Origin of the sequence: Mesorhizobium sp. M0848 (genome assembly GCF_040319805.1) — a bacterium.
Classification (GTDB): domain Bacteria; phylum Pseudomonadota; class Alphaproteobacteria; order Rhizobiales; family Rhizobiaceae; genus Mesorhizobium.
In genome coordinates this window covers 149,431-170,859 of the sequence record NZ_JAMYOM010000011.1, presented here as the reverse complement: position 1 = coordinate 170,859, position 21,429 = coordinate 149,431, and the positions used below count along the sequence as shown (strand labels likewise).

General features: G+C 63.8%; 20 protein-coding genes. 12 read left to right on the top strand and 8 right to left on the bottom strand.

From position 1 onward, the window contains the following. Positions 1-7: 7 nt before the first annotated feature. Entirely contained in the window at positions 8-928 is a 921-nt protein-coding gene (locus NKH95_RS15155; RefSeq protein WP_128304045.1) for a sugar kinase, read from the bottom strand. A 151-nt stretch (positions 929-1,079) separates the two neighbouring features. On the opposite strand from NKH95_RS15155, the gene NKH95_RS15150 reads away from it, so the two are divergent. Further along, a complete protein-coding gene (locus tag NKH95_RS15150; RefSeq protein WP_023812254.1) occupies positions 1,080-1,529 on the top strand; it encodes a FixH family protein in 450 nt (149 codons plus the stop codon). A gap of 7 nt (positions 1,530-1,536) precedes the next feature. Next, positions 1,537-2,736 (top strand): cytochrome-c peroxidase, encoded by a 1,200-nt coding sequence (locus tag NKH95_RS15145; RefSeq protein ID WP_352439884.1) that lies wholly within the window; start codon positions 1,537-1,539, stop codon positions 2,734-2,736. A gap of 94 nt (positions 2,737-2,830) precedes the next feature. Here the strand turns inward: NKH95_RS15145 and NKH95_RS15140 are convergent, their stop codons facing one another. Further along, positions 2,831-3,283 carry an Lrp/AsnC family transcriptional regulator gene (locus NKH95_RS15140; protein ID WP_023812252.1) on the bottom strand — a complete coding sequence of 151 codons (453 nt, stop codon included), beginning with the start codon at positions 3,281-3,283 and terminating at the stop codon, positions 2,831-2,833. Positions 3,284-3,445: 162 nt separating this feature from the next. Here NKH95_RS15140 and putA point away from each other — a divergent pair, with 162 nt between their 5' ends. Continuing rightward, entirely contained in the window at positions 3,446-7,057 is a 3,612-nt protein-coding gene (putA, locus tag NKH95_RS15135; RefSeq protein WP_023812251.1) for a bifunctional proline dehydrogenase/L-glutamate gamma-semialdehyde dehydrogenase PutA, read from the top strand. Between the two features lie 13 nt (positions 7,058-7,070). Here putA and hmuQ read toward each other — a convergent pair whose 3' ends face one another. The 4 genes from hmuQ to NKH95_RS15115 all read right to left on the bottom strand — a co-directional run bounded on the left by hmuQ (position 7,071) and on the right by NKH95_RS15115 (position 11,210). Beyond that, positions 7,071-7,385, bottom strand: coding sequence for a heme-degrading protein HmuQ (gene hmuQ, locus NKH95_RS15130; protein ID WP_023812250.1), 315 nt, complete (start codon positions 7,383-7,385; stop codon positions 7,071-7,073). A gap of 60 nt (positions 7,386-7,445) precedes the next feature. Beyond that, positions 7,446-8,459 carry a TonB family protein gene (locus tag NKH95_RS15125; protein ID WP_348625595.1) on the bottom strand — a complete coding sequence of 338 codons (1,014 nt, stop codon included), beginning with the start codon at positions 8,457-8,459 and terminating at the stop codon, positions 7,446-7,448. Positions 8,460-8,550: 91 nt separating this feature from the next. After that, positions 8,551-8,994 carry a hypothetical protein gene (locus NKH95_RS15120; RefSeq protein ID WP_023812248.1) on the bottom strand — a complete coding sequence of 148 codons (444 nt, stop codon included), beginning with the start codon at positions 8,992-8,994 and terminating at the stop codon, positions 8,551-8,553. Between the two features lie 5 nt (positions 8,995-8,999). After that, positions 9,000-11,210, bottom strand: coding sequence for a TonB-dependent hemoglobin/transferrin/lactoferrin family receptor (locus tag NKH95_RS15115; RefSeq protein WP_352609578.1), 2,211 nt, complete (start codon positions 11,208-11,210; stop codon positions 9,000-9,002). Positions 11,211-11,408: 198 nt separating this feature from the next. Here NKH95_RS15115 and hemP point away from each other — a divergent pair, with 198 nt between their 5' ends. The 5 genes from hemP to NKH95_RS15090 are packed head-to-tail and all read left to right on the top strand — an operon-like array spanning position 11,409 to position 15,526. After that, positions 11,409-11,615, top strand: a complete 207-nt coding sequence (gene hemP, locus NKH95_RS15110) for a hemin uptake protein HemP (protein WP_023757683.1) — start codon at positions 11,409-11,411, stop codon at positions 11,613-11,615. A 23-nt stretch (positions 11,616-11,638) separates the two neighbouring features. Further along, positions 11,639-12,700 (top strand): hemin-degrading factor, encoded by a 1,062-nt coding sequence (locus tag NKH95_RS15105; protein WP_023812246.1) that lies wholly within the window; start codon positions 11,639-11,641, stop codon positions 12,698-12,700. 10 nt (positions 12,701-12,710) lie between these two features. Next, entirely contained in the window at positions 12,711-13,619 is a 909-nt protein-coding gene (locus tag NKH95_RS15100) for a heme/hemin ABC transporter substrate-binding protein (protein WP_023812245.1), read from the top strand. 11 nt (positions 13,620-13,630) lie between these two features. Continuing rightward, positions 13,631-14,728 (top strand): FecCD family ABC transporter permease, encoded by a 1,098-nt coding sequence (locus NKH95_RS15095; RefSeq protein ID WP_128303990.1) that lies wholly within the window; start codon positions 13,631-13,633, stop codon positions 14,726-14,728. A 6-nt stretch (positions 14,729-14,734) separates the two neighbouring features. After that, complete coding sequence (locus tag NKH95_RS15090; RefSeq protein ID WP_352552414.1) at positions 14,735-15,526, top strand: heme ABC transporter ATP-binding protein; 792 nt, start codon at positions 14,735-14,737, stop codon at positions 15,524-15,526. A gap of 114 nt (positions 15,527-15,640) precedes the next feature. Here NKH95_RS15090 and rirA read toward each other — a convergent pair whose 3' ends face one another. Continuing rightward, positions 15,641-16,105 (bottom strand): iron-responsive transcriptional regulator RirA, encoded by a 465-nt coding sequence (rirA, locus tag NKH95_RS15085; protein ID WP_352627958.1) that lies wholly within the window; start codon positions 16,103-16,105, stop codon positions 15,641-15,643. Positions 16,106-16,381: 276 nt separating this feature from the next. Here rirA and NKH95_RS15080 point away from each other — a divergent pair, with 276 nt between their 5' ends. The 3 genes from NKH95_RS15080 to NKH95_RS15070 all read left to right on the top strand — a co-directional run bounded on the left by NKH95_RS15080 (position 16,382) and on the right by NKH95_RS15070 (position 18,906). Beyond that, positions 16,382-17,677, top strand: coding sequence for a DUF445 domain-containing protein (locus NKH95_RS15080; RefSeq protein WP_352891908.1), 1,296 nt, complete (start codon positions 16,382-16,384; stop codon positions 17,675-17,677). 110 nt (positions 17,678-17,787) lie between these two features. Next, the gene (locus tag NKH95_RS15075) at positions 17,788-18,216 is read left to right on the top strand and encodes a phasin family protein (RefSeq protein WP_128303992.1); all 429 of its coding nucleotides are present in this window, start codon (positions 17,788-17,790) and stop codon (positions 18,214-18,216) included. A 192-nt stretch (positions 18,217-18,408) separates the two neighbouring features. Then, positions 18,409-18,906 carry a MaoC family dehydratase gene (locus tag NKH95_RS15070; RefSeq protein ID WP_352773750.1) on the top strand — a complete coding sequence of 166 codons (498 nt, stop codon included), beginning with the start codon at positions 18,409-18,411 and terminating at the stop codon, positions 18,904-18,906. A gap of 55 nt (positions 18,907-18,961) precedes the next feature. Here NKH95_RS15070 and NKH95_RS15065 read toward each other — a convergent pair whose 3' ends face one another. After that, a complete protein-coding gene (locus tag NKH95_RS15065) occupies positions 18,962-20,401 on the bottom strand; it encodes an MFS transporter (RefSeq protein ID WP_352891906.1) in 1,440 nt (479 codons plus the stop codon). A gap of 127 nt (positions 20,402-20,528) precedes the next feature. On the opposite strand from NKH95_RS15065, the gene NKH95_RS15060 reads away from it, so the two are divergent. After that, the gene (locus tag NKH95_RS15060; RefSeq protein ID WP_023812237.1) at positions 20,529-21,422 is read left to right on the top strand and encodes a LysR family transcriptional regulator; all 894 of its coding nucleotides are present in this window, start codon (positions 20,529-20,531) and stop codon (positions 21,420-21,422) included. The last annotated feature ends 7 nt before the right edge of the window (positions 21,423-21,429 follow it).

The window sequence follows — 21,429 nt, the reverse complement described above, 5'->3', positions numbered from 1 at the left end:
ACAGACTTTAGCCGGCGAAGGCCGCGCGCAGCGTCTCGAACGGCGCCAGCGCGCCGCGCACCTGCACCACGGCGGCGGCGACGCGATGCGCACGGCGTGCTGCTTCAAGCGGGTCGTGGCCGGCAAGTCGAGCCGCAAGATAGCCGCCGTTGAAGGAATCGCCGGCGCCCGTCGTATCGGCGGGAGCGGCGACATGGATTGCCGGGACTTCGCGCAGCGTTCCTGCTTGGGCAATCAGTGCCGGTGCTTCGCCGTTCTTGACGACGACCTCGCCGACGAGTTGCCCGAGCCGCTTCGCTGTGGCTTGCGGTGTTGGATCGCCGAACAGCATCTGCTCGTCGGGGAAGGTCGGCAATGCGATGTCGGTGACGGCAAGGGCTTCGACGATCGCTGCCTGCGCATCCTCGCGCTCACGCCAGAGCCGCGGCCGATAGTTGGGGTCGAAGGCGATAAGTGAACCAGCCGAACGCGCCTTGGCGACGGCGGCCAGCAACTCAGCGCGCGCGGCTTCGTCCAGAATTGCCAAAGTGATTCCGGAAAAATAGACAAGTGCCTGATTTTCCAGGTTTTTCGATAATGCGGCCGGGTCCGAGACAAGCTGCCGCGCGGCGGCGTCGCCACGCCAATAGGTGAAGGAACGTTCGGCTCCCGTCAGCGTGATGGCATAGAGGCCGGGCCGCGCGCCCGCTATGAGCGGGCTGGAGCCGATGCCGATGCCGTTTTCAGCGAAGAAATCGATCTGGCCTTGCGAGAATGGATCGTCGCCGAAGGCCGAGACATAGGTTGCCGGCCGCTCAGCGCTCAGTGCATGCAGCGCCCACAGCGTGTTGAACGTGTCGCCGGCAAAGCCTATGCGCCAGTTCGGTCCCGTCTGGCCCGACAGTTCGAGCATGCATTCGCCGATCGAGGCGACGCCGTTTCCCGCCATCTGCAATCCTCCAGTGATCTCGGTGCTGTAGCTTTTTGCCACCGGCAGCGCCATGCTTGGCAAGCAGGGTTTTTTCCGCCACAGCGTTTTCCCACAGGCTGGCGGGATGCGATCCGTTCGGCAGAGCGTTGTCTGCAGAAGAGGAACCGGTTTGGCATCGATATGGCGTTATCTTCTGGCAGGTCTTGGTCTGGCTGCCTTGCTGGTCGGCATTCTCGCGGTCGTTTACCTGACGGCGCCGCGGTCGGCGCGGCCCGCCGGCCCGGATGTCTCTCGGACGAAGAACACCGCCAACGGGCTGTTCGTGGCAAGCTTCGCGCCGGAGCGAGGCGTTGTGCGGCTAGGCCAACTGCAATCCTGGCTGCTGACGCTGAAGACAAAGGCTGGAGCTCCGGTGGAAGGGGCGGCGATCGCGATCTCCGGCGGCATGCCGCTGCACAGTCACGGCCTGCCGACCAGCCCGCAAGCGACCGACTATCTCGGCGACGGGCGTTACCGGATCGAAGGGGTGAAATTCACCATGAGCGGCTGGTGGCAGCTGCATTTCGCCATCTCGGCCACCGCAGGCTCCGATACGGTGCTCTTCAACGTGGTGCTGTGAGCAGGACATGAGGCGGCGTTCGCGTTTTCTGGCGCTAATGGTGGCCGTTGTCCTTACCGGCTGCACGAAGCCGGATTTTTCCGACGCCGAGAAGACGACCATCGCCTCGCTGGCGCTGTCGTCGCTGCCGGCGCTCAAGCCCGACACCACCGATCGTTTTGCCGACGTGCCGGCGGCTGCCGCACTCGGCTCGACGCTGTTCTTCGACCAGGGCATGAGCGGTGACGGGTCGATATCCTGTTCGACATGCCACAAGATCGACCGCCAGTTCCAGGACGACCTGCCGCAAGCCGTCGGCGTCGGCCGTACCAGCCGGCGGACCATGCCGCTGGCCGGCGTCGCGCGCGATCCCTGGTTCTTCTGGGACGGCCGCCGCGACAGCCTGTGGGCGCAAGCGCTGACGCCGCTCGAAAACCCGCTGGAGCAGGCGGGAAACCGCACCGCCTACGCGCATTACATCAAGGCGCGCTTCGGCGAGCGCTATGAGCGCATCTTCGGGCCGCTGCCCGATCTTTCGGGCATGCCGTCGAATGCCAGCCCGCTTGGAAACGATGCCGAGAAGGCGGCCTGGAATGCGATGAGCGGCGCGCAGCGCAGCGCAATCGACGGCGTCTTTGCCAATATCGGCAAGGCGATCGCCGCCTTCGAACGCTCGATCGAGCCGGCGCCGACGCGTTTCGACCGCTTTGCGCTGGACCTCGCCACCGGTGCCGAGCCGAAGGGCGATGCTGTCTTTTCCAAACAAGAAATCCTTGGACTTAAACTGTTCATCGGCAAGGCCAATTGCGTGACCTGTCATAACGGCCCGCGCTTCACCGACAACAGCTTCCACAACACCGGCGTGCCATCCGTTGCGGGCCTGCCGCCGGATCGCGGCCGTATCGATGCCGTGCGCCAAGTCGAGGCGGACCCGTTCAACTGCTTCGGCGCCTATCGCGATGGCGACGCCAGCGCCTGCGGCGAGTTGCGCTTCATGGTCAAGGATGCGCCCGAACTCGTTCGCGCCTACAAGACGCCATCGCTGCGCGGTGCGGCAACGCGGTCGCCCTACATGCATGCCGGGCAGTTTTCGTCGCTCGACGAGGTCGTGGCGCACTACGCCAAGGCTGCACCCAGCGTGGAGGGTACGTCCGAAGTTCATCCGCTGGGGCTGTCGGATCGTGAACGTGCGGCGCTGGTGGCTTTCCTGAAGACGCTTTCGGAGTGAGTTAGAGCCCGATCCATCCCGATGTATCGGGATGGGGCTCTACGTTTGACCATGATCTTGTCCGAAAACCGGCTTCCACTTTTCGGGATCATGGTCATCGATCCTTGACTGTCTCCATCGCCACGAAGGTCGAGGTCTGGGCGACGTGGGGCAGGGCCGAGATGCGTTCGCCGAGGACGCGGCGGTAGGCGGCGATGTCCCTGGTGCGGACTTTCAGCAGATAGTCGAAGCTCGACGCCATCATGTGGCACTGCTCGATTTCCGGCACGGCCTGCACGGATCGGTTGAAGGCATCGAGCGCGGCGGACCTGGTGTCGGACAATTTCACCTGGACGAATGCAACATGGCCTTCGCCCATGCGCTCGCGGTCGATGATCGCCTGGTAGCCCCTGATGTAGCCGTCCTTCTCCAGCCGCTTCACCCGCGCCTGCACCGGCGTTTTCGACAGGCCGACGTTTGCCGCCAGTTCTGACATCGAAAGCCGGCCATCGCTTGCCAGCGCCGCCAGGATATTCCTGTCGATGCGGTCCAATTGGTCTTCTGTCATCGAAAATGCAGTCCATATGTCGGTTTTGAGCTGCTACGATAGATCGAATGACCTGCAATGTCGATTTCTTCGGACCGATTGAAAATTCGCATCTGTGCTAGCTTCCACCATTCGGTCCGGTGACCGCCGGCCCGATCCCTTTGCTCGATCCATGGGACCGCCATGCCAGCGCTCGATGCCATCCGCCAGCAGATCCGCGCCAACTACCTGCCCGATGAAGACGAGGCCGTGAAGCGGCTTGCCGACGCGACGGCGCTCTCCGGGAAAGACCGCAAGGCGATCTCGGCCCGCGCCGCCGATCTGGTGCGGGCGGTGCGCGGTTCGTCCGATCCCCGGCTGATGGAAGTCTTCCTCTCGGCCTATGGTCTCTCCACCAAGGAAGGCGTCGCGCTGATGTGCCTGGCCGAGGCACTGTTGCGCGTGCCCGATACCGAAACGATGGACGACCTCATCGCCGACAAGATCGCGCCGCACGACTGGTCGGCGCATTCGGGCGGTTCGAGCTCCATCTTCGTCAACGCCTCGACTTGGGCGCTGATGCTGACCGGCCGCGTCCTCGATGAGGGCGAGGGCGGCATCGAAGGCACGCTGCGCTCGATGGTGCGGCGGTTGGGCGAGCCGGTCATCCGCAAGGCGGTGGCCGCCGCCATGCGCGAGATGGGCGAGCAGTTCGTGCTCGGCCGCACCATCACGGAAGCCGTCAAGCGCGGCCGGCCGATGACGCAGAAGGGCTACCTCTATTCCTTCGACATGCTGGGCGAGGCGGCCCGCACCGAGGCCGACGCCTTGCGCTATCACAAGGCCTATGCCGACGCGATTTCGTCGCTCGATTCCGGCTCCAACGGTCCTGACATCAGGCAGAACCACGGCATTTCGGTCAAGCTTTCGGCGCTGCATCCTCGCTACGAGGTGGCGCAGAAGGAAGAGATGCTGCCTGTGATGGCCGAGCGGCTCTTGTCGCTGGCGCTTGCCGCGCGCCATTCGCGTATGGGCCTCAACATCGATGCCGAGGAGGCCGATCGCCTCGATCTGTCGCTCGACGTCATCGAGCGGGTGCTGGCCGAGCCGGAGCTCGCCGGCTGGAACGGCTTCGGCGTGGTGGTGCAAGCGTATGGGCCACGCGCGGCCTTCGCCATCGATTGGCTCTATGCGCTGGCCAGGAAATACGACCGCAACATCATGGTGCGGCTGGTCAAGGGTGCCTATTGGGACACCGAGATCAAGCGGGCGCAGACGCTCGGACTGTCAGGCTATCCCGTCTTCACCCGCAAGACCAACACCGACGTTTCCTACATGGCTTGCGCGAAAAAGCTGCTATCGATGACCGACCGCATCTATCCGCAATTCGCCACCCACAATGCCCACACCGTCGCCGCCATCTTGGCGATGGCGGATAATCGCGATTCCTTCGAGTTCCAGCGCCTGCACGGCATGGGCGAGGCGCTGCACGAGACGGTGCGACGGTCCGAAGGCACACGCTGCCGCATCTACGCGCCGGTCGGTGCGCATTCCGATCTGCTGGCCTATCTGGTCCGCCGGTTGCTGGAGAACGGCGCCAATTCCTCCTTCGTGCACCAACTGACCGACGAGGACGTCGAGCCGGAGGACATTGCGCGCGATCCGCTCGAAACGGTCGAGAGCCAGGGTCCGGCCACCAATCCGGCGATTGCCCGGCCTTCCGAGATTTTTGGGGCCGGGCGTCGCAATTCGAAAGGATTCGACATCACCGACACGGTGACGCTGGCGGCGATCGACAAGGCCAGGGTGGCCTTCGCTGGGCCGGATCGTTGGCATGCCAAGCCGATCACCCGTGCCGCCGGCTACGGCAAGCAGCGTCCCATAGTCAACCCAGCAAAGCCTTCCGAAGTGGTCGGTACGGTCAGCGAAGCCGCCGCCAAGCAAGTCGCGACCGCCGTGCGCTTTGCGGTGGAAGCGCAGCCGGCATGGGCAAAACGTTCCGTCGCCGAGCGCGCTGCCATCCTCAACCGTGCCGCCGTTCTCTATGAATCCAAAGCCGTCGAGTTCTTTGCACTCGCCACCCGCGAGGCCGGCAAATCGCTGGCCGACGGCGTCGCCGAAGTGCGCGAGGCGGTCGACTTCCTGCGCTACTACGCCACCGAGGCGGCCAATGCGGAGGCGGGCACGCAAGCGCGCGGCGCCATCGTGTGCATTTCGCCGTGGAATTTCCCGCTCGCCATCTTCACCGGCCAGATCGCGGCCGCACTTGTCACCGGCAATTCGGTCATCGCCAAGCCGGCCGAGCAGACGCCGCTGATCGCCTTCCGGGCTGTCGAGCTGCTGCGCGAGGCCGGTGTGCCGGAAGACGTCATCCAGTTGCTCCCTGGCGACGGCCCGTCGGTCGGCGGGCCGCTTACATCAGATCCGCGCATCGCCGGCGTCTGCTTTACCGGCTCGACCGAGGTCGCCAAGCTGATCGAGAAGCAACTGGCCAAGACGGCCGCGCCCAACGCCATGCTGATCGCCGAGACGGGCGGCCTCAACGCCATGATCGTTGATTCCACCGCGCTGCCCGAACAGGCGGTGCGCGACATCCTCGCCTCGGCATTCCAGAGTGCCGGCCAGCGTTGCTCGGCACTGCGCGTGCTCTATGTGCAGAAGGACGTGGAGAAGAAAATGCTGGAGATGCTGAAGGGCGCCATGGAGGCGCTCAGCATCGGCGATCCCTGGCGGATTTCGACCGATGTCGGCCCTGTCATCGACGACGAGGCGCAAAGCTCTATCCGCGAGTACTGCACGAAAATGGGCTTGCAGGGCCGGCTGATTGCCAAGCTCGAAGCGCCGAAGGAAGGTCGCTTCGTTGCGCCGCATGTTTTCCGCGTCAAGGGCATCGAGGACATGGAGCGCGAGGTGTTCGGGCCGGTGCTGCATGTCGCTACGTTCGACGCCGACGAAATCGACGCGGTCATCGCCGCCATCAACCGCAAGGGCTATGGCCTGACCTTCGGCCTGCACACCCGTATCGAGGGCCGCGTGCAGCATTTCGTCGACGGCATCCATGCCGGCAACATCTACGTCAACCGCAACCAGATCGGCGCCGTGGTCGGCTCGCAGCCGTTTGGTGGCGAGGGGCTTTCAGGCACCGGGCCGAAGGCCGGCGGCCCGCACTACCTCCGCCGGTTCCGCAAAGGGCCGGAGGCTGGCACCCATTTGCAGGATGGCCATAAGGTCACGGCGACCGAGCTTGCCGACAATCTGCCTGATCCCACACTTGGCGGCTGGTCGACGCGTCCGGACCGGATCGCCATTCTGAGGAAGCATCTGCGCGGCAAGGGTGCTGCGGCCATAGGTGCGGCCGCCGGCATCGATTTCGGCCAGATCGACCTGCCCGGGCCGACCGGCGAGGCCAACACGCTCTCGCTCTCGCCACGCGGACGGGTGCTGTGCCTCGGTCCCGATGGCGATACGCTGCTGGCGCAGACGATCCAGGCGCTCGCCGCCGGCAATGCGGTGCTGGCCGTGGCGCCCGGCGCACCGGCTGCCCTTTCCCCATTGACCGGCAAGGGCTTGCCGCTGGCCGCCATCGATGGTCGGCCGGATCCGGTCGAAGCACGCTCACTGCGCGTCGATGTCGTCGCCTTTTCGGGCACGCCGGAGGCTGCACGCATCGTGCGCAAGGTCATCGCCGACCGCTCCGGCCCGATCGTGCCGCTGGTCAGCGAGGTACTGAACCCGGCGGCCTATGCACATGAACGGGCTGTCTGCGTCGACACCACCGCCGCCGGCGGCAATGCGAGCCTGCTGGCCGGAGCTTGAGCCCGGCCAGTATTTAAGCGCCTTCGACGACCGAAAAACCTTCGAACTGGGGGTGACCGAGATAGTGGACCTTCGTCGTGCCGACATTTCGATGGGCGGCGCGGAAATTCTCCGACTTGGTCCAGGCGATGAAATCCTCGTGGCTCGCCCACACCGTGTGCGACGCAAACAGCGTGTAGCCTTCGGTCTCGTTGACCGGGCCACGCAGCAGGTGGAATTCCCGAAAACCCTTCATCTCAGCGAGGCTGGAATCGCGGTTCTTCCACACGGCTTCGAAATCGTTCTCCGAGCCGGTCTGCACCTTGAAGCGGTTCATGGCGATGTACATGGCGGTTCCTTTCGTGCGGATGTTGATGATTGGCGGCTGCAGCGTTTGTTCTGCGCACATTCAAAATGGGCCGATTTCGGTCTCGAACTCCAAATTTGCGCTTGCTGCCTGTGGTGGAATTGGAGGGAAGGGGGCTGCCTTGCGGACAATGCCAAGCGCCGCCTGATCGAAAGCCGCCGACCCTGAGGTCTCCAGGATGCGCAACTCGTTTATGTTGCCCTTCCTGCCTATGACGAATGTGACAACCGCATTGTTGCGTGCCGCCAGCTGTAGGGAAGGCGGGAGGGTGCGATTGACGCTGCCGAGTTTTCTAAAAACATCGCCGCGGTAATTGTCTTCCGCGGCCGTGCCTGCCTCTTTTTGCCTTTTGCCCTTGCTGGCTGCTTGCGCCGACCGGTCCTCGCCATTCGCCGTGCCGCGCTTCTCATCCGCCGTCTTTGAAGGGGCAGCTGCCGACGTTGGCCTGGCGCTGGGGATCGGTGGCTGCTCTGGAACGGCGACAGGCACTTCGGCGCTCTCGGCCTGCACGATCGGCTGCGCCGGCGTTTCGGCCTTGGGAGCCACGCTCTGGTCATCGGGGCGAGGGGCGCCGGCCACCAATATGTCGGGCGTCACCGTCTGCTGTTTGGCAGGTTCCGGCAAAGGCTTGAGCGGCTTTGCTGCGTCCTTCGCGGGTTGCGAAGGCTCTGTTGGCGGCGTTGGCTTGGGCGGCGTTGCCGGCTGTGGTTTGGCGGGTTGCGGGTTCGGCACCAGTGCAACGTTTATTGCCGTCGGGTCCTTGTCCAGCGCGCTGCCGACCACGTTGGTGCCCGACTGTTCACTGCCTTCCGGCTGCTCGGCATCTTGGAAACTGGAAGTCCCCGTAGGGGAGATCAGAAAGGCCGCTGCCACCGCGGCATGGAGCAGGCAGGAGACGACGATCGCCGCCGTCCACTTGCGGTTCCAGGCCGATGGCCGCGGTAGCGCGAGCGGCTCGGTTGGCTCTATCGCCAGCTCGGCGCTGGCTTCGGGGAGGGGACTGATATCCTGCATGTCTCGCCGCGAGACCTGCAGCGACAAGAGCAGAATTGTCAAATCAAGATCGTTCGCTCGCAGCGGCAGTCGGCAGTGGCCGGCAACTGGCCACGCCGCATTGTTTTGCAGGAATGCGGGATGCAGTCCCACCTTAGACTCCGAAAGCGATCCCGGTCTTGGTGTCCGTCTTCAGCTTGCGCATGCAGGCGTTCGGTTCGACGCCGGTACCGGTGCATTCGGTCGCGCTGTTGATCAGCACGCGGCTGACTTTCGAGCACTCGGTGCCGGCCAGATCGAAACGCGTCACCTTGGTCTTGCCCGCCGGCAATTCCTTGAAATCGAGCACGGTCAGCCGGTCGACGACGCCTGCCTCGTTGAACAAGGCGATCTCGAACGCAGCCTTGGACAGGTCGGCGCCGAGATTGTTGTTGACCACGAACGTCAGGCGGCAACCCTTGTCGGAAGGTTGCGCACCATTGAGTTCTAGGGTGAGTGCGGGGACCGGCGCGGACTCTTGTGCCCACGCCGGAACCATCGCAAGCGACATCGCCAGCATCGAGGTCAGCAGACGAAGGGATGTCATCAAGCTCGTCATGGTCATCAGCCTCCAAATCGCATCGTCGCCGCCAGCTTCAGGGTGACGCCGGGCTCGTAGGCCGCGAAGACCGGCTGCGGCGGCTGGCCGGCCGTGGTCAGGTTGAGCGGGTTGGCGTATTTGACATCGAACAGATTGTCGGCGCGGAAATCAATCTTCAAATTGTCCGTCGCCTGGTAGCTGGCAAAAGCATTGACCAGCGTGTAGTCCTCGGCGATCGGGTTGCCCTTGGGCTTGCCATTGTATTGCACTTCGCCGCCCACGGTTAGCTTGTCCTCGAGGAAGCGCAAGCCGAGCTGCGCGGTGACCTGGGATGAGGGGATGGTCAGCAGATCGGCCCGAACGTCCCTGTAGGAAATGGTATGACCATTGGTGATTGAAGCCGAAAGCCCGGCATAGCCCCATCCGGCATCATAGACGCCCTCAAGTTCGAAGCCGTCGATCTTGGCCTTGGCAAAATTCTGGTACTGGAAGCATATCGGGATACCGGGTCCGCTCGGGCAGCCGGCTGTCGGGTCAAACCGCGACAGGGTAACGCCATCGATGTAGTCTTCGACATCGTTGTTGAAATAGGCTGCCTTGATGCGCAGCGCATCGTCGGCTTCGAGGATATCATTCTGCTTGTAGTTGACGCCGAATTCGACGGTCTTTCCGGTTTCCGGCCGCAGATTGGGATTGGGCAGGAACGGGAAGGTGACACCCGCCGGATGGCGACCGCTGATCAGTGTTTCCGACAGGGAGGGTGACCGGTATCCTTCCGCATAGGTGCCGTAGAATTGCAGGCCGGCAAGGCTGGCGCTGTCGAAAGGCGAGACGCCGACGGTGATGCGCGGCGACAACCGGTCCCCCGACGTTTCGTGTGTGTCATCCTTGAGGCTGTAATTGTCGTAACGCAGCCCGGCGATGACTTCGAGCCACTCCCAGGTGAGCTTGTCCTGGACATAGGCGCCGGAGACGTTCCGCTTACCGGAAGGCGTATAGAAGCTGTCGCCACCGGCCGTGCCGCCGGTCTCGACGTTATCGCCGGCCCAGTCGCCGCCATAGGTCAGTTCGTGCGCGATTCCCGCGGTCTCGAATCTGGACGTGTTCCAAATGTCGATGCTGGTCGTGCCGATGTCGAATGTCGATGTCGAGCCAGCCGGCAAAACAACTGGAAGGCCGGTGCTCGGATCAAACCGGTTGAGAGGCACGAGGCTGGTCAGATCGAGATTGGTCTTGTTGTAGGAGGTGTTGATATGGAGATCGAGCCAGCTCTTGTCCTCATCCGTAATGTTGTAGCGGGCGGTGAAGGTGTTCGACTTCAGGTCGACGTCATTGACCGGCACGCCGCCGCTGATCTCGTTCCAGCCGTCGCTCGAGCCGACCCAACCGAGCTTCAGTTCGCTGTTGTCGGTCGGGCGGATGGTGGTCTTGAGCAGACCGCTCAGCACATCGAAGCCGGTGCCCTTGACCGTGTCGCCACCGCCATCCTTGTAGTCGTCATAGTTGCGGTAGACGATGTTGCCGAGCACATCCCAGTTCTCGTTGAGGCGGTAGGCACCGGATGCGCTTGTTGTCCAGCCCTTGCCGTTGCTCTCATAGCGTCCCGTGACGGAGCCGGCCCATGTTTCTTCCGGCTTGAGGAAATCCCCGGCGTCCTTGGTATCGAAGAAGACAACGCCGCCGATGGCGCCCGAGCCGTAGGTGTTGGCGACAGGACCGCGGATCACGTCGACGGATTTGACGAGTTCGGGGTCGATGTAGAAGGTCGACTGCGTGCCGTGGTCTGAGCGCTGGAAATTCTGGCGCGCGCCGTCGACAATGACCGCGACGCGGCCGAAATCCTGCAAGCCGCGGATGTTGATGCTGGTGCTGACACGCCTGGCGTCGGCCTGCGCGGCGACACCGGGCACGCCGAGCAGCATCTCGTTCGGCGTCGTCGCCATGCGGCGGTCGAGCTGTTCCTGGCCGACATGGCTGGTCGATGCCAGCGATTCGATCGCCGTTTCGCCGGTGCGGCTGATGACGAGGATCTTGTCGAGCAGCGTTGCGCCCGCTTGTGCCGCCTTTTCTTCGTCGGCCTTCTTCGTTTGATCTGTCTGCTGGTCCGCCGGCTGCGCCGCCTGCTGAGCGTTGGCCAGCTGCGCCGACAAGGCGATCGCCGCCACGCTTGCCAGCAAAGCCGCTGCGCCGTTCGCCGCCGACCGGCCGCGCCATTCCCAAGTCACAAACCCCATGCCCCAACTCCAAAGTCCAGGTTTCATGCTGGCTGGCCCGGGGCTGGCTGGCATTTTTGATCATGTCCGGGGTCTTAAATGTTGACTCATTTAATCCGGTATTGCACTGACTAGTAAACATGATTATTCAAGTCAAGAAATGAATCGGATTACGCAACGCCTAGCCAGACGCCCGGCACAGGAAAGGGATCCATCCAGATGAACACCCACAATCCCAACGATTTTCGCTATCGCGTCCGCCGTTCCGACGATGCCTCCGCCCGTTTCGACCGGGTTCCGCTGGCGGTGCGAACCCTGTCCAGCAACACCCTGTTCCAGGGCGAGCACGAGATCGGCATCGAGCATCATGGCGCGCTCTATCGGCTGAAGATCACCCGCCAGGGCAAGCTCATTCTCAACAAGTAAGGCAAGGCCACAGGGACCAAGACATGGACCAGCGCGTAAAACCCGCCCCGCATGAAATCCGGCGGGCACGGACAGACAATCCGAAGACGCGCGAGCGTGATCTCGCCGCCCAGCTCGGCATTTCGGAGGCCGAGCTGGTCGCAGCCCACTGCGGCGACGGCGTCGTCCGTGTCGAGCCACGCGTCAACGATCTTTTGACCGGTCTCGAAGCCGTCGGCGAGGTCATGGCGCTGACCCGCAATGAAAGCGCGGTGCACGAGAAGATCGGCGTCTATGACAAAGTCGTCACCGGCAACCACAATGCCATGGTGCTTGGCGAAAACATCGACCTGCGCATCTTCCCGAAGGTCTGGGCACACGGCTTTGCCGTCGAGAAGCGAGACGGCGACGAAATCCGCCGCAGCCTGCAGTTTTTCGATGCGGCGGGCGAGGCCGTGCACAAGGTGCATTTGCGTCCGGCCTCCAGCCTCTATGCCTATCAGAAACTGGTTGCCGCGCTCGAATCGTCCAATCAGGAGCCGACGGTCGACATTTCAGGACCACTCCCCGATGACGAGATCCATGGCGACGAAGCGAGCGCCAATCTCGACGATCTGCGCGACCGCTGGAGCCGGCTGACCGACGTGCACCAGTTCTTCGGCATGCTGAAGACGCTGAAGCTGAGCCGCCGGCAGGCGGTCCGCCTGGTCGGGCAAGACTATGCCTGGCAACTCGACAATGATGGCGTCCGTGCCATGTTCCATCACGCCGCGGAGGGCGAGATGCCGATCATGTGCTTTGTGGGAAACCGCGGATGCATCCAGATCCATTCCGGTCCGATCAAGTCGATCAAGCCGATGGGGCCATGGATCAACGTGCTGGACGAAACCTTCCACCTGCATTTGCGGACCGACCACATCCAGGAGGTCTGGGCGGTGCGCAAGCCGACCAAGGACGGTCATGTCACCTCGCTTGAGGTCTATGACGCCGACGGCAAGATGTTCATCCAGTTCTTCGGCAAGCGTCATGAAGGCGAAAGCGAGCGGGACGACTGGCGCTTCCTGGCGGAAAACCTGCCGCGCATCCCAAGCCCGACCGCAGCCTGAGGAAAATGCGATGCGTTTTTTCCCAAGATTGTCGACCGTGCGCGGATCTATTTTCGGGCCGGTGATCGGTCTCTCCATGGCTGTTATCGCACTGCAATCCGCCAGCGCCATGGAAGGCACGGCCGTGTTTGCCGATCCTTCGAAAATCGTGGCCGTTGGCGGCTCGATCACCGAGATCGTCTATGCGCTCGGCGAGGAAAAGCATCTGGTGGCTCGCGATTCCACCAGCCGGTACCCAAAGGCGGCGCTTGAGCTGCCCGATGTCGGCTACATGCGCGGGCTGTCGCCGGAGGGGGTGCTGTCGGTTAACCCGACCGGCATCCTGGCGCTGCATGGCAGCGGTCCCAAGCAAGCCGTCGATGTCTTGAAGAAGACGAGCGTCCCGTTCATCGAAGTGCCCGAGCACTATAGCCACGAAGGCATCCTCGAAAAGGTCCGTATCGTCGGCAAGGCGCTCGGCGTCGATGCCAAGGCCGAGGTGCTCGCCGGGGAGCTCGATGCCAAGCTCACGGCAGCTGAGAAGCAGACGGCGTCGATCAAGGAGCGCAAGCGCATCCTGTTCGTGCTGTCGATACAGGGCGGCAAGATCCTGGCGGCCGGCAGCGAGACCGCGGCCGACGGTATGGTCAAGCTGGCTGGCGGCGTCAACGCGGTCGAGGGCTTTTCCGGCTACAAGCAAATGTCCGACGAGGCGATCATAACCGCCAGACCGGACGTGATCCTGATGATGAGCAATGCCGGGCCTCCGGTGTCGGACGACGAACTGTTCGGCAATCCGTCGATCGCCTCGACGCCGGCCGGAACGGCGCGCAAGCTGATCCGCATCGACGGTGCCTATCTGCTCGGCTTCGGGCCACGCACGGCCGATGCCATCCACGACCTCGCTGTCTCGCTTTATGGCGGGCAGGTCACGGACTGAACGGGCGGATCATGGTCGATCAATCGATCGCCGGCCCGGTGATGGCAAGCGTATCCGAAGGCGACCGGTCGGGCCGCGCCCGCATCGTCATCCTTCTGCTGTGCCTGGGGCTCGCGGCTGCCATTTTTCTGTCGCTGACATCGGGGGCTTCGGACGCTTCGGCCGTCAACGTCATTGGCGACTGGCTGTTCGGCACAGTGCCTGATGACGCCGCGGTGAGCGCCCGCGACAGCCTGATTGTCTACGACATCCGCCTGCCGCGCATCATTCTCGGCATGCTGGTCGGCGCGGCGCTCGCGGTCTCCGGCGCGGTCATGCAGGGACTGTTCCGCAATCCGCTGGCCGACCCCGGCCTGATCGGCGTCTCGGCCGGCTCCAGCCTCGGCGCGGTTGCCGTCATCGTGCTCGGCGCCACGATATTGGCTCCGGTGACCGTCTTGCTCGGCACGCTCGCATTGCCGCTGGCGGCCTTCTGTGGCGGGCTCGCCACCACGCTGGTGCTTTATCAGGTCGCGACGCGGCGGGGGCAAACCTCGGTTGCCACAATGCTGCTTGCCGGCATCGCGCTGGCGGCGCTCGCCATGGCGCTGACCGGCATTCTCATCTTCATGGCCGACGATCGCCAGTTGCGCGACCTGACCTTCTGGCAACTCGGATCGCTCGGCGGCGCGACCTGGGCGAAGATTGCTTCCGTCGGGCCGATCATCGTGCTGGCGCTGGCGGCGATGCCATTCCTGGCACGCGGCCTCAACGCGCTGGCGCTGGGCGAGGCGACCGCCGGCCATCTCGGCATTCCGGTGCAGCGGCTGAAATACACGGCCATCGTCGGCGTCTCGGCGGCGGTCGGAGCGTCCGTCGCCGTTAGCGGCGGCATCGGCTTTGTCGGCATCGTGGTGCCGCATCTGCTGCGCCTGCTGATTGGTCCGGACAATCGCTATCTGCTGCCGGCGTCGGCGCTGCTCGGTGCCTCGCTGCTGCTTCTGGCCGATGCGGTCGCACGCACCATCGTTGCGCCGGCCGAACTGCCGATAGGTATCGTCACCGCGATAGCGGGCGCGCCGTTTTTCCTTTGGATCCTGCTGCGCAAGCGCGGCGTGGTTGATTTGTGAGGCTTGATGATCGAGGCCAAGGATGTTTCGGTTGATATCGCCGGCAAGCCTATCGTCAGCGGTATCGATTTCCACGCGCGGCCCGGCGAGATCGCCGCCATCGTCGGCCCCAATGGTTCGGGCAAGACGACCTTCCTCAAAGCGCTCTCCGGCGAACTCGCCTATACCGGGCGCGTTGCCCTCAACGGCCGAGATCTCTCGACGATGAAGCCGGTCGAGGTGGCCGTCCATCGCGCTGTGCTGCCGCAGGCGACGACGCTGTCGTTCCCGTTCACCGTGCGGGAAGTGGTCAAGCTTGGCCTTGTCGGCGGCCGCTCAGGCGTCTTGCCGGGCGAGGATTCGCGGCTGCCGGAACGGGCATTGGCGCGTGTCGATCTCGACGGCTTTGCCGGCCGTTTCTACCAGGAGCTTTCCGGCGGCGAGCAGCAGCGCGTCCAGCTCGCGCGCGTGCTGTGCCAGGTCTGGGCGCCAGTGCTCGACGGCAAGCCGCGCTTTCTGTTCCTAGACGAGCCGGTTTCCAGTCTCGACATCAAGCACCAGCTGATCATCATGAACATTGCCCGCGACTTCGCCAGAAGGGGCGGCGGCGTGGTCGCCATCCTGCACGACCTCAATCTGACGGCCATGTATGCCGACCGGATCTTCGTCATGCACCGCGGCAGGCTAGCCGCCACCGGGTCGCCGCGGGATGTGCTGAGCGATGACCTGATCGAGAAGGTTTTCGACTGCCGGCTAAAAGTCGGCGTCCTGCCGGCGGGGAACATGCCGTTCGTGCTGCCGCAATCTTCGGTCGGTTGATATTCAGGTGAGGCCGGCATTGCGCGCCAATTGTGGGCGCGCCAATTGTGGAAGTCGGCGCCGCCCCTCATTGCCCTGCCGGGCATTTCTCCCCGTAGAATGGGGAGAAGACGCTCAGGCAGCCGGGGCGCGGCGCTCCATCAGCATGTCGATGCCGAGCAGGTTGCGCACATTCGGCCGCGCCGCCACCAGATCGGCGATCGTGTAGCGCTCCAGCACCGCGAAGAACGCGTTCAGCGCCTCGCGCAACGCCGAGTTCAGCGCACAGCTGTCGACAAGCGGGCATTCGGCGGCGTCGTTCTCGAAACACTCAGCCATAGCGAAGCTCTCTTCCGTCACGCGCACGACATCGAACAGGCTGATGGCTTCGGCAGCACGGCCAAGCTTGACGCCGCCATTCCTGCCACGCACGGTCTGGACAAGGCCGTGCTCGACCAGCGGCTGCAGGATCTTGAACAGGAAAAGTTCCGACACCGAATAGGCGGCCGCGATCTCGGGGATGCGGCTCAAACGGTCGTCATTAGCCGCGCAATACATCAAGATGCGCATGGCATAGTTGGTCTGGCGCGTAAGCCGCATTTTGTCCTCACAAGGCACTGGTGCGGTGCAACCACGCCAGATCTGGAAATTTTTGCTGATGCGGCTTTGACCCGAAATTCCGGATTCGCCGCATTGGCCTCGGCGGAATATGGCCTATACCTTGGAATAATTCCAGACTAGCTTCGCGCGATAGCTGAATTATCTCCTCAACTTTGTGTGCGCGCCCGAGCAAGATTCGGCGCGAAACCGGCTGTCGCGGGTATTTTGGCTGTCAAACCACTAAATAGCCTGAGATCGACGAGGAGCGGCTCACCCATGTCACAATCAGCTTCGTCCCTGGCGCCTGTCCGTTTCGATGCCGAAGCGGATGCCAAGCTTTCCGCGTTGCGGCGGACAAAATTCGTCGCGGCGGCCGCACTGGCGCTTTGCGTGCTGGTGTTTGCGCTCGCCAAGTCATTCGAGTACGTCCATCCGTGGCTCGGCTTCGTCGCTGCCTTTGCCGAGGCGGCGACCATCGGCGGCCTCGCCGACTGGTACGCGGTCGTGGCGCTGTTCAGGCGACCTCTGGGGCTGCCGATCCCGCACACCGCCATTATCCCCGAGAACCAGAACCGCATCGCCGACAATCTCGGCCGCTTCATCGAGGTCAACTTCCTGGCGCCTGAACCGGTGCGTGAAAAGCTCGCCGAGGTCGATTTTTCGGCGCTGGTCGCCGATTGGCTGGCCGATACCGAGCGCGCCGCCGGCCTGTCGCGCTTCGTCGTGCGACTGGTGCCGCAGACCCTGGCCGCCGTAGAGCAATCCGGCCTGCGTGGCTTCGTCACCAGCCGCATGCTCGAACAGGTCGAAAAGGTGCCGCTGGCGCCGCTGGCCGCCGAGCTGCTCTCCGCGCTTACCGACGATCGCCGCCACCAGAAGCTATTCGATGAGTTCACCAAGGTGATCGGCCGGTTCCTCAGCGATGAGCAGGCCCTGGCGACGATGGGCGAAAAGATCCGCGAGGAACTGCCGTCGCTGTTCAACCTGTTCCGCGCCGACGCCTATCTCCTGAAGAAGATCGTCGCCTCGGCCGGTTCGCTGCTCGACGAGGTGAGGGCCGATCCCGATCACCCGATGCGCGCCGAATTCGACCATTTCGCTCAAGGCTTCATCGAAAAGCTGAGGACATCGAAGCAATACGCCAAACGTGCCGAGAAGCTGAAGCGCGATTTCCTGGCCCGGCCGGAAGTCAGGGGATTGGCCGGCGACATGTGGGCAAGCCTCAGCCAGTTCATCGAGCAGGACGCCAAGGCGCCGAATTCGGTTGTCCGCGCGCATCTTGCCAACATGTTCGTCGAGGTCGGCCGCCATCTTGCCGGCGATGCGCAGATCCGGGCCGACATGAACCAGGGGTTCGTGGTGGCGCTGGCGTCGTTCGTGGAGAGCCAGAAGGCCGGCGTGTCGACATTCATCGCCGACCAGGTCAAGCGCTGGGACCTTGCCCAGCTGACGCGGCTGATCGAGATGAACATCGGCAAGGACCTGCAATACATCCGCTTCAACGGCATGATCATCGGCGGCCTCGCCGGTGTCGTGCTCTATGTGGCCGAGCGGCTGTTCCTCGTGAATTGATGCGCGGCCCGACTGGCGCTCATTCCTCCGCGTTCATGGACTCGCGGCATGCGAGTGCTATTCTCCCGCCGAGGGTGCCCGCATCATGCGGCAAAGGGGAGCAAACGAGCATGGCAAAACAACCGGAATCCGATTCTTTCATGGACATGTTCGGCAGGTTCGGCCGCGACCTGAAGGTGCCCAATGTCGATGTCGAGGCGATCCTCGCCCATCATCGCAAGAACATCGAAGCGCTGGAGAAATCGGCACGAGCCGGTGCCGCCGGCGCCACCTCGCTGTTGTCCCGGCAGCGCGAGATGCTGCAGGATACGCTGCGCGAGGTCACCGATATCGCGCAAAGCTACAGGGCGCCGGGCAATCCGCAGGAACTGATGGCCAAACGGAGGGAGTTTGCCAGGAAGTCCTTCGAGGCCGCGTTGAAGAATGCGGGCGAAGTGGCTGAACTGGTCAAGAAATCCGGTGCCGAATCGGTCGACATCCTGCGCACCCGCATCAAGGAGGCGATGGAGGAAATCCGCGCCGGCTACGAGAAGAAGTAGCGGATGTGGCCGGGGCCGGCTCATTGCTGCCGACAGCGCCCTGAAGCCCGGAAAGCCCGATTTGACCTGCGACTGCGCCGGCGGCGTGGCACGATTGCGGCCGAAATCGACGGAACGGATTCGCGCAGAGCGAATTGACAGAGGCCGTCAGTTCGTGGTCCGGAGGCTCTGGAAGCGATCGGGAAACCAGGAATGAACGAAATACGGCCTAAAACGCCGCCTACCTACGAGCAGTTGAGGACGATGGCTGGGCTGGAACTCGGCGTGTCGGAGTGGACGACGGTCGACCAGAACCGCATCAACCAGTTCGCTGAATGCACCGGCGACCATCAATGGATTCATGTCGACCCTGAAAGGGCGCGGCGGCAAAGCCCGTTCCGCACGACGATCGCGCATGGCTATCTGACGCTGTCGATCATCGGCGCACTGGCGCTCGGCATGGGCATCGTGCCCGAGAATACGCAGGCCGCCTTCAATTATGGCTTCGACAAGGTACGCTTCCTGGCACCGGTCAAGGTCGGCGCGCGCATCAGGCTGCGCATCACGCTGCTGTCCATGGAGGACAGGGGTCCCGGCCAGTATCTCATGAAGGCAGCCAATACGGTCGAGATCGAAGGCGAGGAAAAGCCTGCTTTAATGGCTGAAACGCTGGTCATGCTCTATGAGCGCCGCAAGCGGGCAGGCGCCTGAGCCTGTTTGGGAATTCGGCTCTCTGAGCGGTGTGGCGCGTCACGAACCCCTGGATTCAGTGCGGCCTGTGGCGGCCAGAGAGCAGCGCGAGGACCAGCGCGATCAGCGCCAGCACCGTCGCCGTCTGAAATGTGACCTGCATTCCCCGGGCGGCGGCCTCGGAACCCAAAAGACCAATGCCTTGGTGCTTTTCGGCCGATGCGACGGCGAATATGGCGCCCATCACCGATGCGCCGGTGATGAGGCCGAGATTGCGCGCAAGGTTGAGCAAGCCGGAAACGACGCCGCGCTGGCTGCCTTCGATACCGGTCATGACGGCTGCATTGTTGGATGTCTGGAACAGGGCGTAGCCGATGCAGGTGACGGTGATCGCAACGACATAGCCGGCAATGCCGAGTTTGGTCACGGCGAGCGACAGCAGGAACGTGCCTGTCGCGAGGCTGAGCAGGCCTGCGACCATCATCCTGTGGGCGCCGAAGCGGTCGGCCAGGCGTCCGGCCACCAGCGCCGACAAGGTCGAGACGAGCGGCCCGGTCGACAGCGCGAGGCCGACCATTGCGGCATCGAGCCCAAGTCCTCGCGACAGGTAGAACGGGGCCACCACCAGGGTCGCCATCATCACCGTGGCGACGACGAGGCTCATGGCGAGACTGGCGCTCAGTTGGAGGTCGCGGAAGCTGGCAAGCTGGATCAAGGGGTTTTTCACTCTCGCCTGCGCGGCGGCGAAGAGAAACACGCCGATGCCGGCAGCTATCAGCAGGCTGATGTTGAGTGCGCCGAAATTGCCTCGGCCAAACGTCATGGCCAGTGCATAGGCGGCCAGCGTCAAGGCCAGCAAGGCGGTGCCCACGACATCGAACGTGCCTCGGTCGACCTGCTGCGCTGTCTTGCTGTGTGCCGGCAGGGCACGCCAGGCGAGAGCGAAGGTGAGCACACCCAGCGGGACATTGACGAGGAAGATCGCTCGCCAGCCGAAGCCGGCGATCAAAAGGCCGCCGAGCGAAGGGCCAAGTGTCGTGCCGATCGCGGACATGGCGCCGAGCAGGCCCATGGCGCTGCCAATTCTGTCTTTGGTCACGGTTTCGGCGACAAAGGCCAGCGTCAGCGCCATCATCAGCGCCGCGCCAAGTCCCTGCACGGCGCGTGCGGCAATCAGCAGCCAGAGTGTCGGCGCCAGGCCGCAGAGCACCGATGCCGATGTGAACAGCGCGATACCGCCAAGCAGCAACGGCCTGCGCCCGAACATGTCGGCCAGCCGTCCGGCGCTGACGATCAGTGTGGTGATGGCGAGCAGATAGGCCAGAACCACCCATTGCACGGACTGGAACGTCGCGTCGAAATCCTGCATCAGCGACGGTAGCCCGACGCTGGCAATGCTGGTTCCCAACGACGACAGCAGCGTGGCGAGCGACAGGCTTGCCAGCGCCCAGCGGGCGGATTGCATCCGTGGCGGCGCCGATGCGCGCCCGTCCAGATTTTGCTCGGCAATTGCCACGGCGATCCCCTTCCATCAGTCCATAACCGGAACTGCTGGAGATCTAGTCCCTTGGCAGATGTGGCGGAAGGCGCAGCGTTTGCATCTTACTCGTGCGTTTGGCGCCATATCATGCCATGATCCGCCGATGACATCGCCCGATCTCAATCTGCTGTTCGCTCTCGACGTCCTGCTGACCGAAGGCAGCGTGGCGCGCGCCGCCAACCGCCTGCGCCTCAGCCCCTCGGCGATGAGTCGGACGCTGGCGCGGCTGCGCCAGGCGACGGGCGATCCGCTGCTGGTTCGCTCCGGTCGCGGCTTGGTGGCGACGCCGCGTGCGGAAGAACTGCGACAACAGGCTGGTCGTGTCGTCCAGGATGCGGAGGCGCTGCTGCGTCCTGCCACCTTGCTCGATCTCCCGAGCCTGGACAGGGTCTTCACGCTGCGCACCAATGAGAGCTTCGTCGAAGAGTTCGCCCCTCGTCTCGTTGCCCGTATCCAGGCCGATGCGCCCGGCGTGCGGCTCCGCTTTGCACCGAAGTCCGATGGAGACGTCATGTCGCTGCGCGATGTGGCGATCGACCTGGACATAGGCGTCGCTGGCGAGACCGGACCGGAGGTGCGCATCCAGGCATTGCTTCGCGACCGCTTCATCGGCGCCGTGCGAATGGGCCATCCGTTGAGCGAGGGCACGGTGACGCCAGAGCGCTATGCCGCAGGCCGGCACATCAGCGTTTCACGGCGTGGCCGCGAGAAAGGGCCGATCGACGAGGCTTTGAACCGGCTCGGGCTGCAGCGGACAATCGTGTGCATGGTGTCCGGGTTCTCGGCAGCCCTTGCCATGGCCCGCACATCAGACCTGATCGCCAGCGTTCCGGAGCGGCACACCGAGGGCGCACGCGTCGGCATGCACAGTTTTGCCCTGCCTGTTGCCACGGCTGGGGTCACCATCTCCATGCTGTGGCACCCGCGCCTGGATGCCGATCCGGCGCAACGCTGGCTGCGCGACTGCGTGCGGGAGATCTGCGCGGCGTCTCGCTGACAACGAT

Bases quoted from the DNA above. Each gene is read 5' to 3' on its own strand.
- NKH95_RS15155 (WP_128304045.1), bottom strand. From the start codon at position 928: ATGGCGGGAAACGGCGTCGCCTCGATCGGCGAATGCATGCTCGAACTG.
- NKH95_RS15145 (WP_352439884.1), top strand. From the start codon at position 1,537: ATGAGGCGGCGTTCGCGTTTTCTGGCGCTAATGGTGGCCGTTGTCCTT.
- NKH95_RS15140 (WP_023812252.1), bottom strand. From the start codon at position 3,283: ATGACAGAAGACCAATTGGACCGCATCGACAGGAATATCCTGGCGGCG.
- putA (WP_023812251.1), top strand. From the start codon at position 3,446: ATGCCAGCGCTCGATGCCATCCGCCAGCAGATCCGCGCCAACTACCTG.
- hmuQ (WP_023812250.1), bottom strand. From the start codon at position 7,385: ATGTACATCGCCATGAACCGCTTCAAGGTGCAGACCGGCTCGGAGAAC.
- NKH95_RS15120 (WP_023812248.1), bottom strand. From the start codon at position 8,994: ATGACGAGCTTGATGACATCCCTTCGTCTGCTGACCTCGATGCTGGCG.
- NKH95_RS15115 (WP_352609578.1), bottom strand. From the start codon at position 11,210: ATGGGGTTTGTGACTTGGGAATGGCGCGGCCGGTCGGCGGCGAACGGC.
- hemP (WP_023757683.1), top strand. From the start codon at position 11,409: ATGAACACCCACAATCCCAACGATTTTCGCTATCGCGTCCGCCGTTCC.
- NKH95_RS15105 (WP_023812246.1), top strand. From the start codon at position 11,639: ATGGACCAGCGCGTAAAACCCGCCCCGCATGAAATCCGGCGGGCACGG.
- NKH95_RS15100 (WP_023812245.1), top strand. From the start codon at position 12,711: ATGCGTTTTTTCCCAAGATTGTCGACCGTGCGCGGATCTATTTTCGGG.
- NKH95_RS15095 (WP_128303990.1), top strand. From the start codon at position 13,631: ATGGTCGATCAATCGATCGCCGGCCCGGTGATGGCAAGCGTATCCGAA.
- NKH95_RS15090 (WP_352552414.1), top strand. From the start codon at position 14,735: ATGATCGAGGCCAAGGATGTTTCGGTTGATATCGCCGGCAAGCCTATC.
- rirA (WP_352627958.1), bottom strand. From the start codon at position 16,105: ATGCGGCTTACGCGCCAGACCAACTATGCCATGCGCATCTTGATGTAT.
- NKH95_RS15080 (WP_352891908.1), top strand. From the start codon at position 16,382: ATGTCACAATCAGCTTCGTCCCTGGCGCCTGTCCGTTTCGATGCCGAA.
- NKH95_RS15075 (WP_128303992.1), top strand. From the start codon at position 17,788: ATGGCAAAACAACCGGAATCCGATTCTTTCATGGACATGTTCGGCAGG.
- NKH95_RS15070 (WP_352773750.1), top strand. From the start codon at position 18,409: ATGAACGAAATACGGCCTAAAACGCCGCCTACCTACGAGCAGTTGAGG.
- NKH95_RS15060 (WP_023812237.1), top strand. From the start codon at position 20,529: ATGACATCGCCCGATCTCAATCTGCTGTTCGCTCTCGACGTCCTGCTG.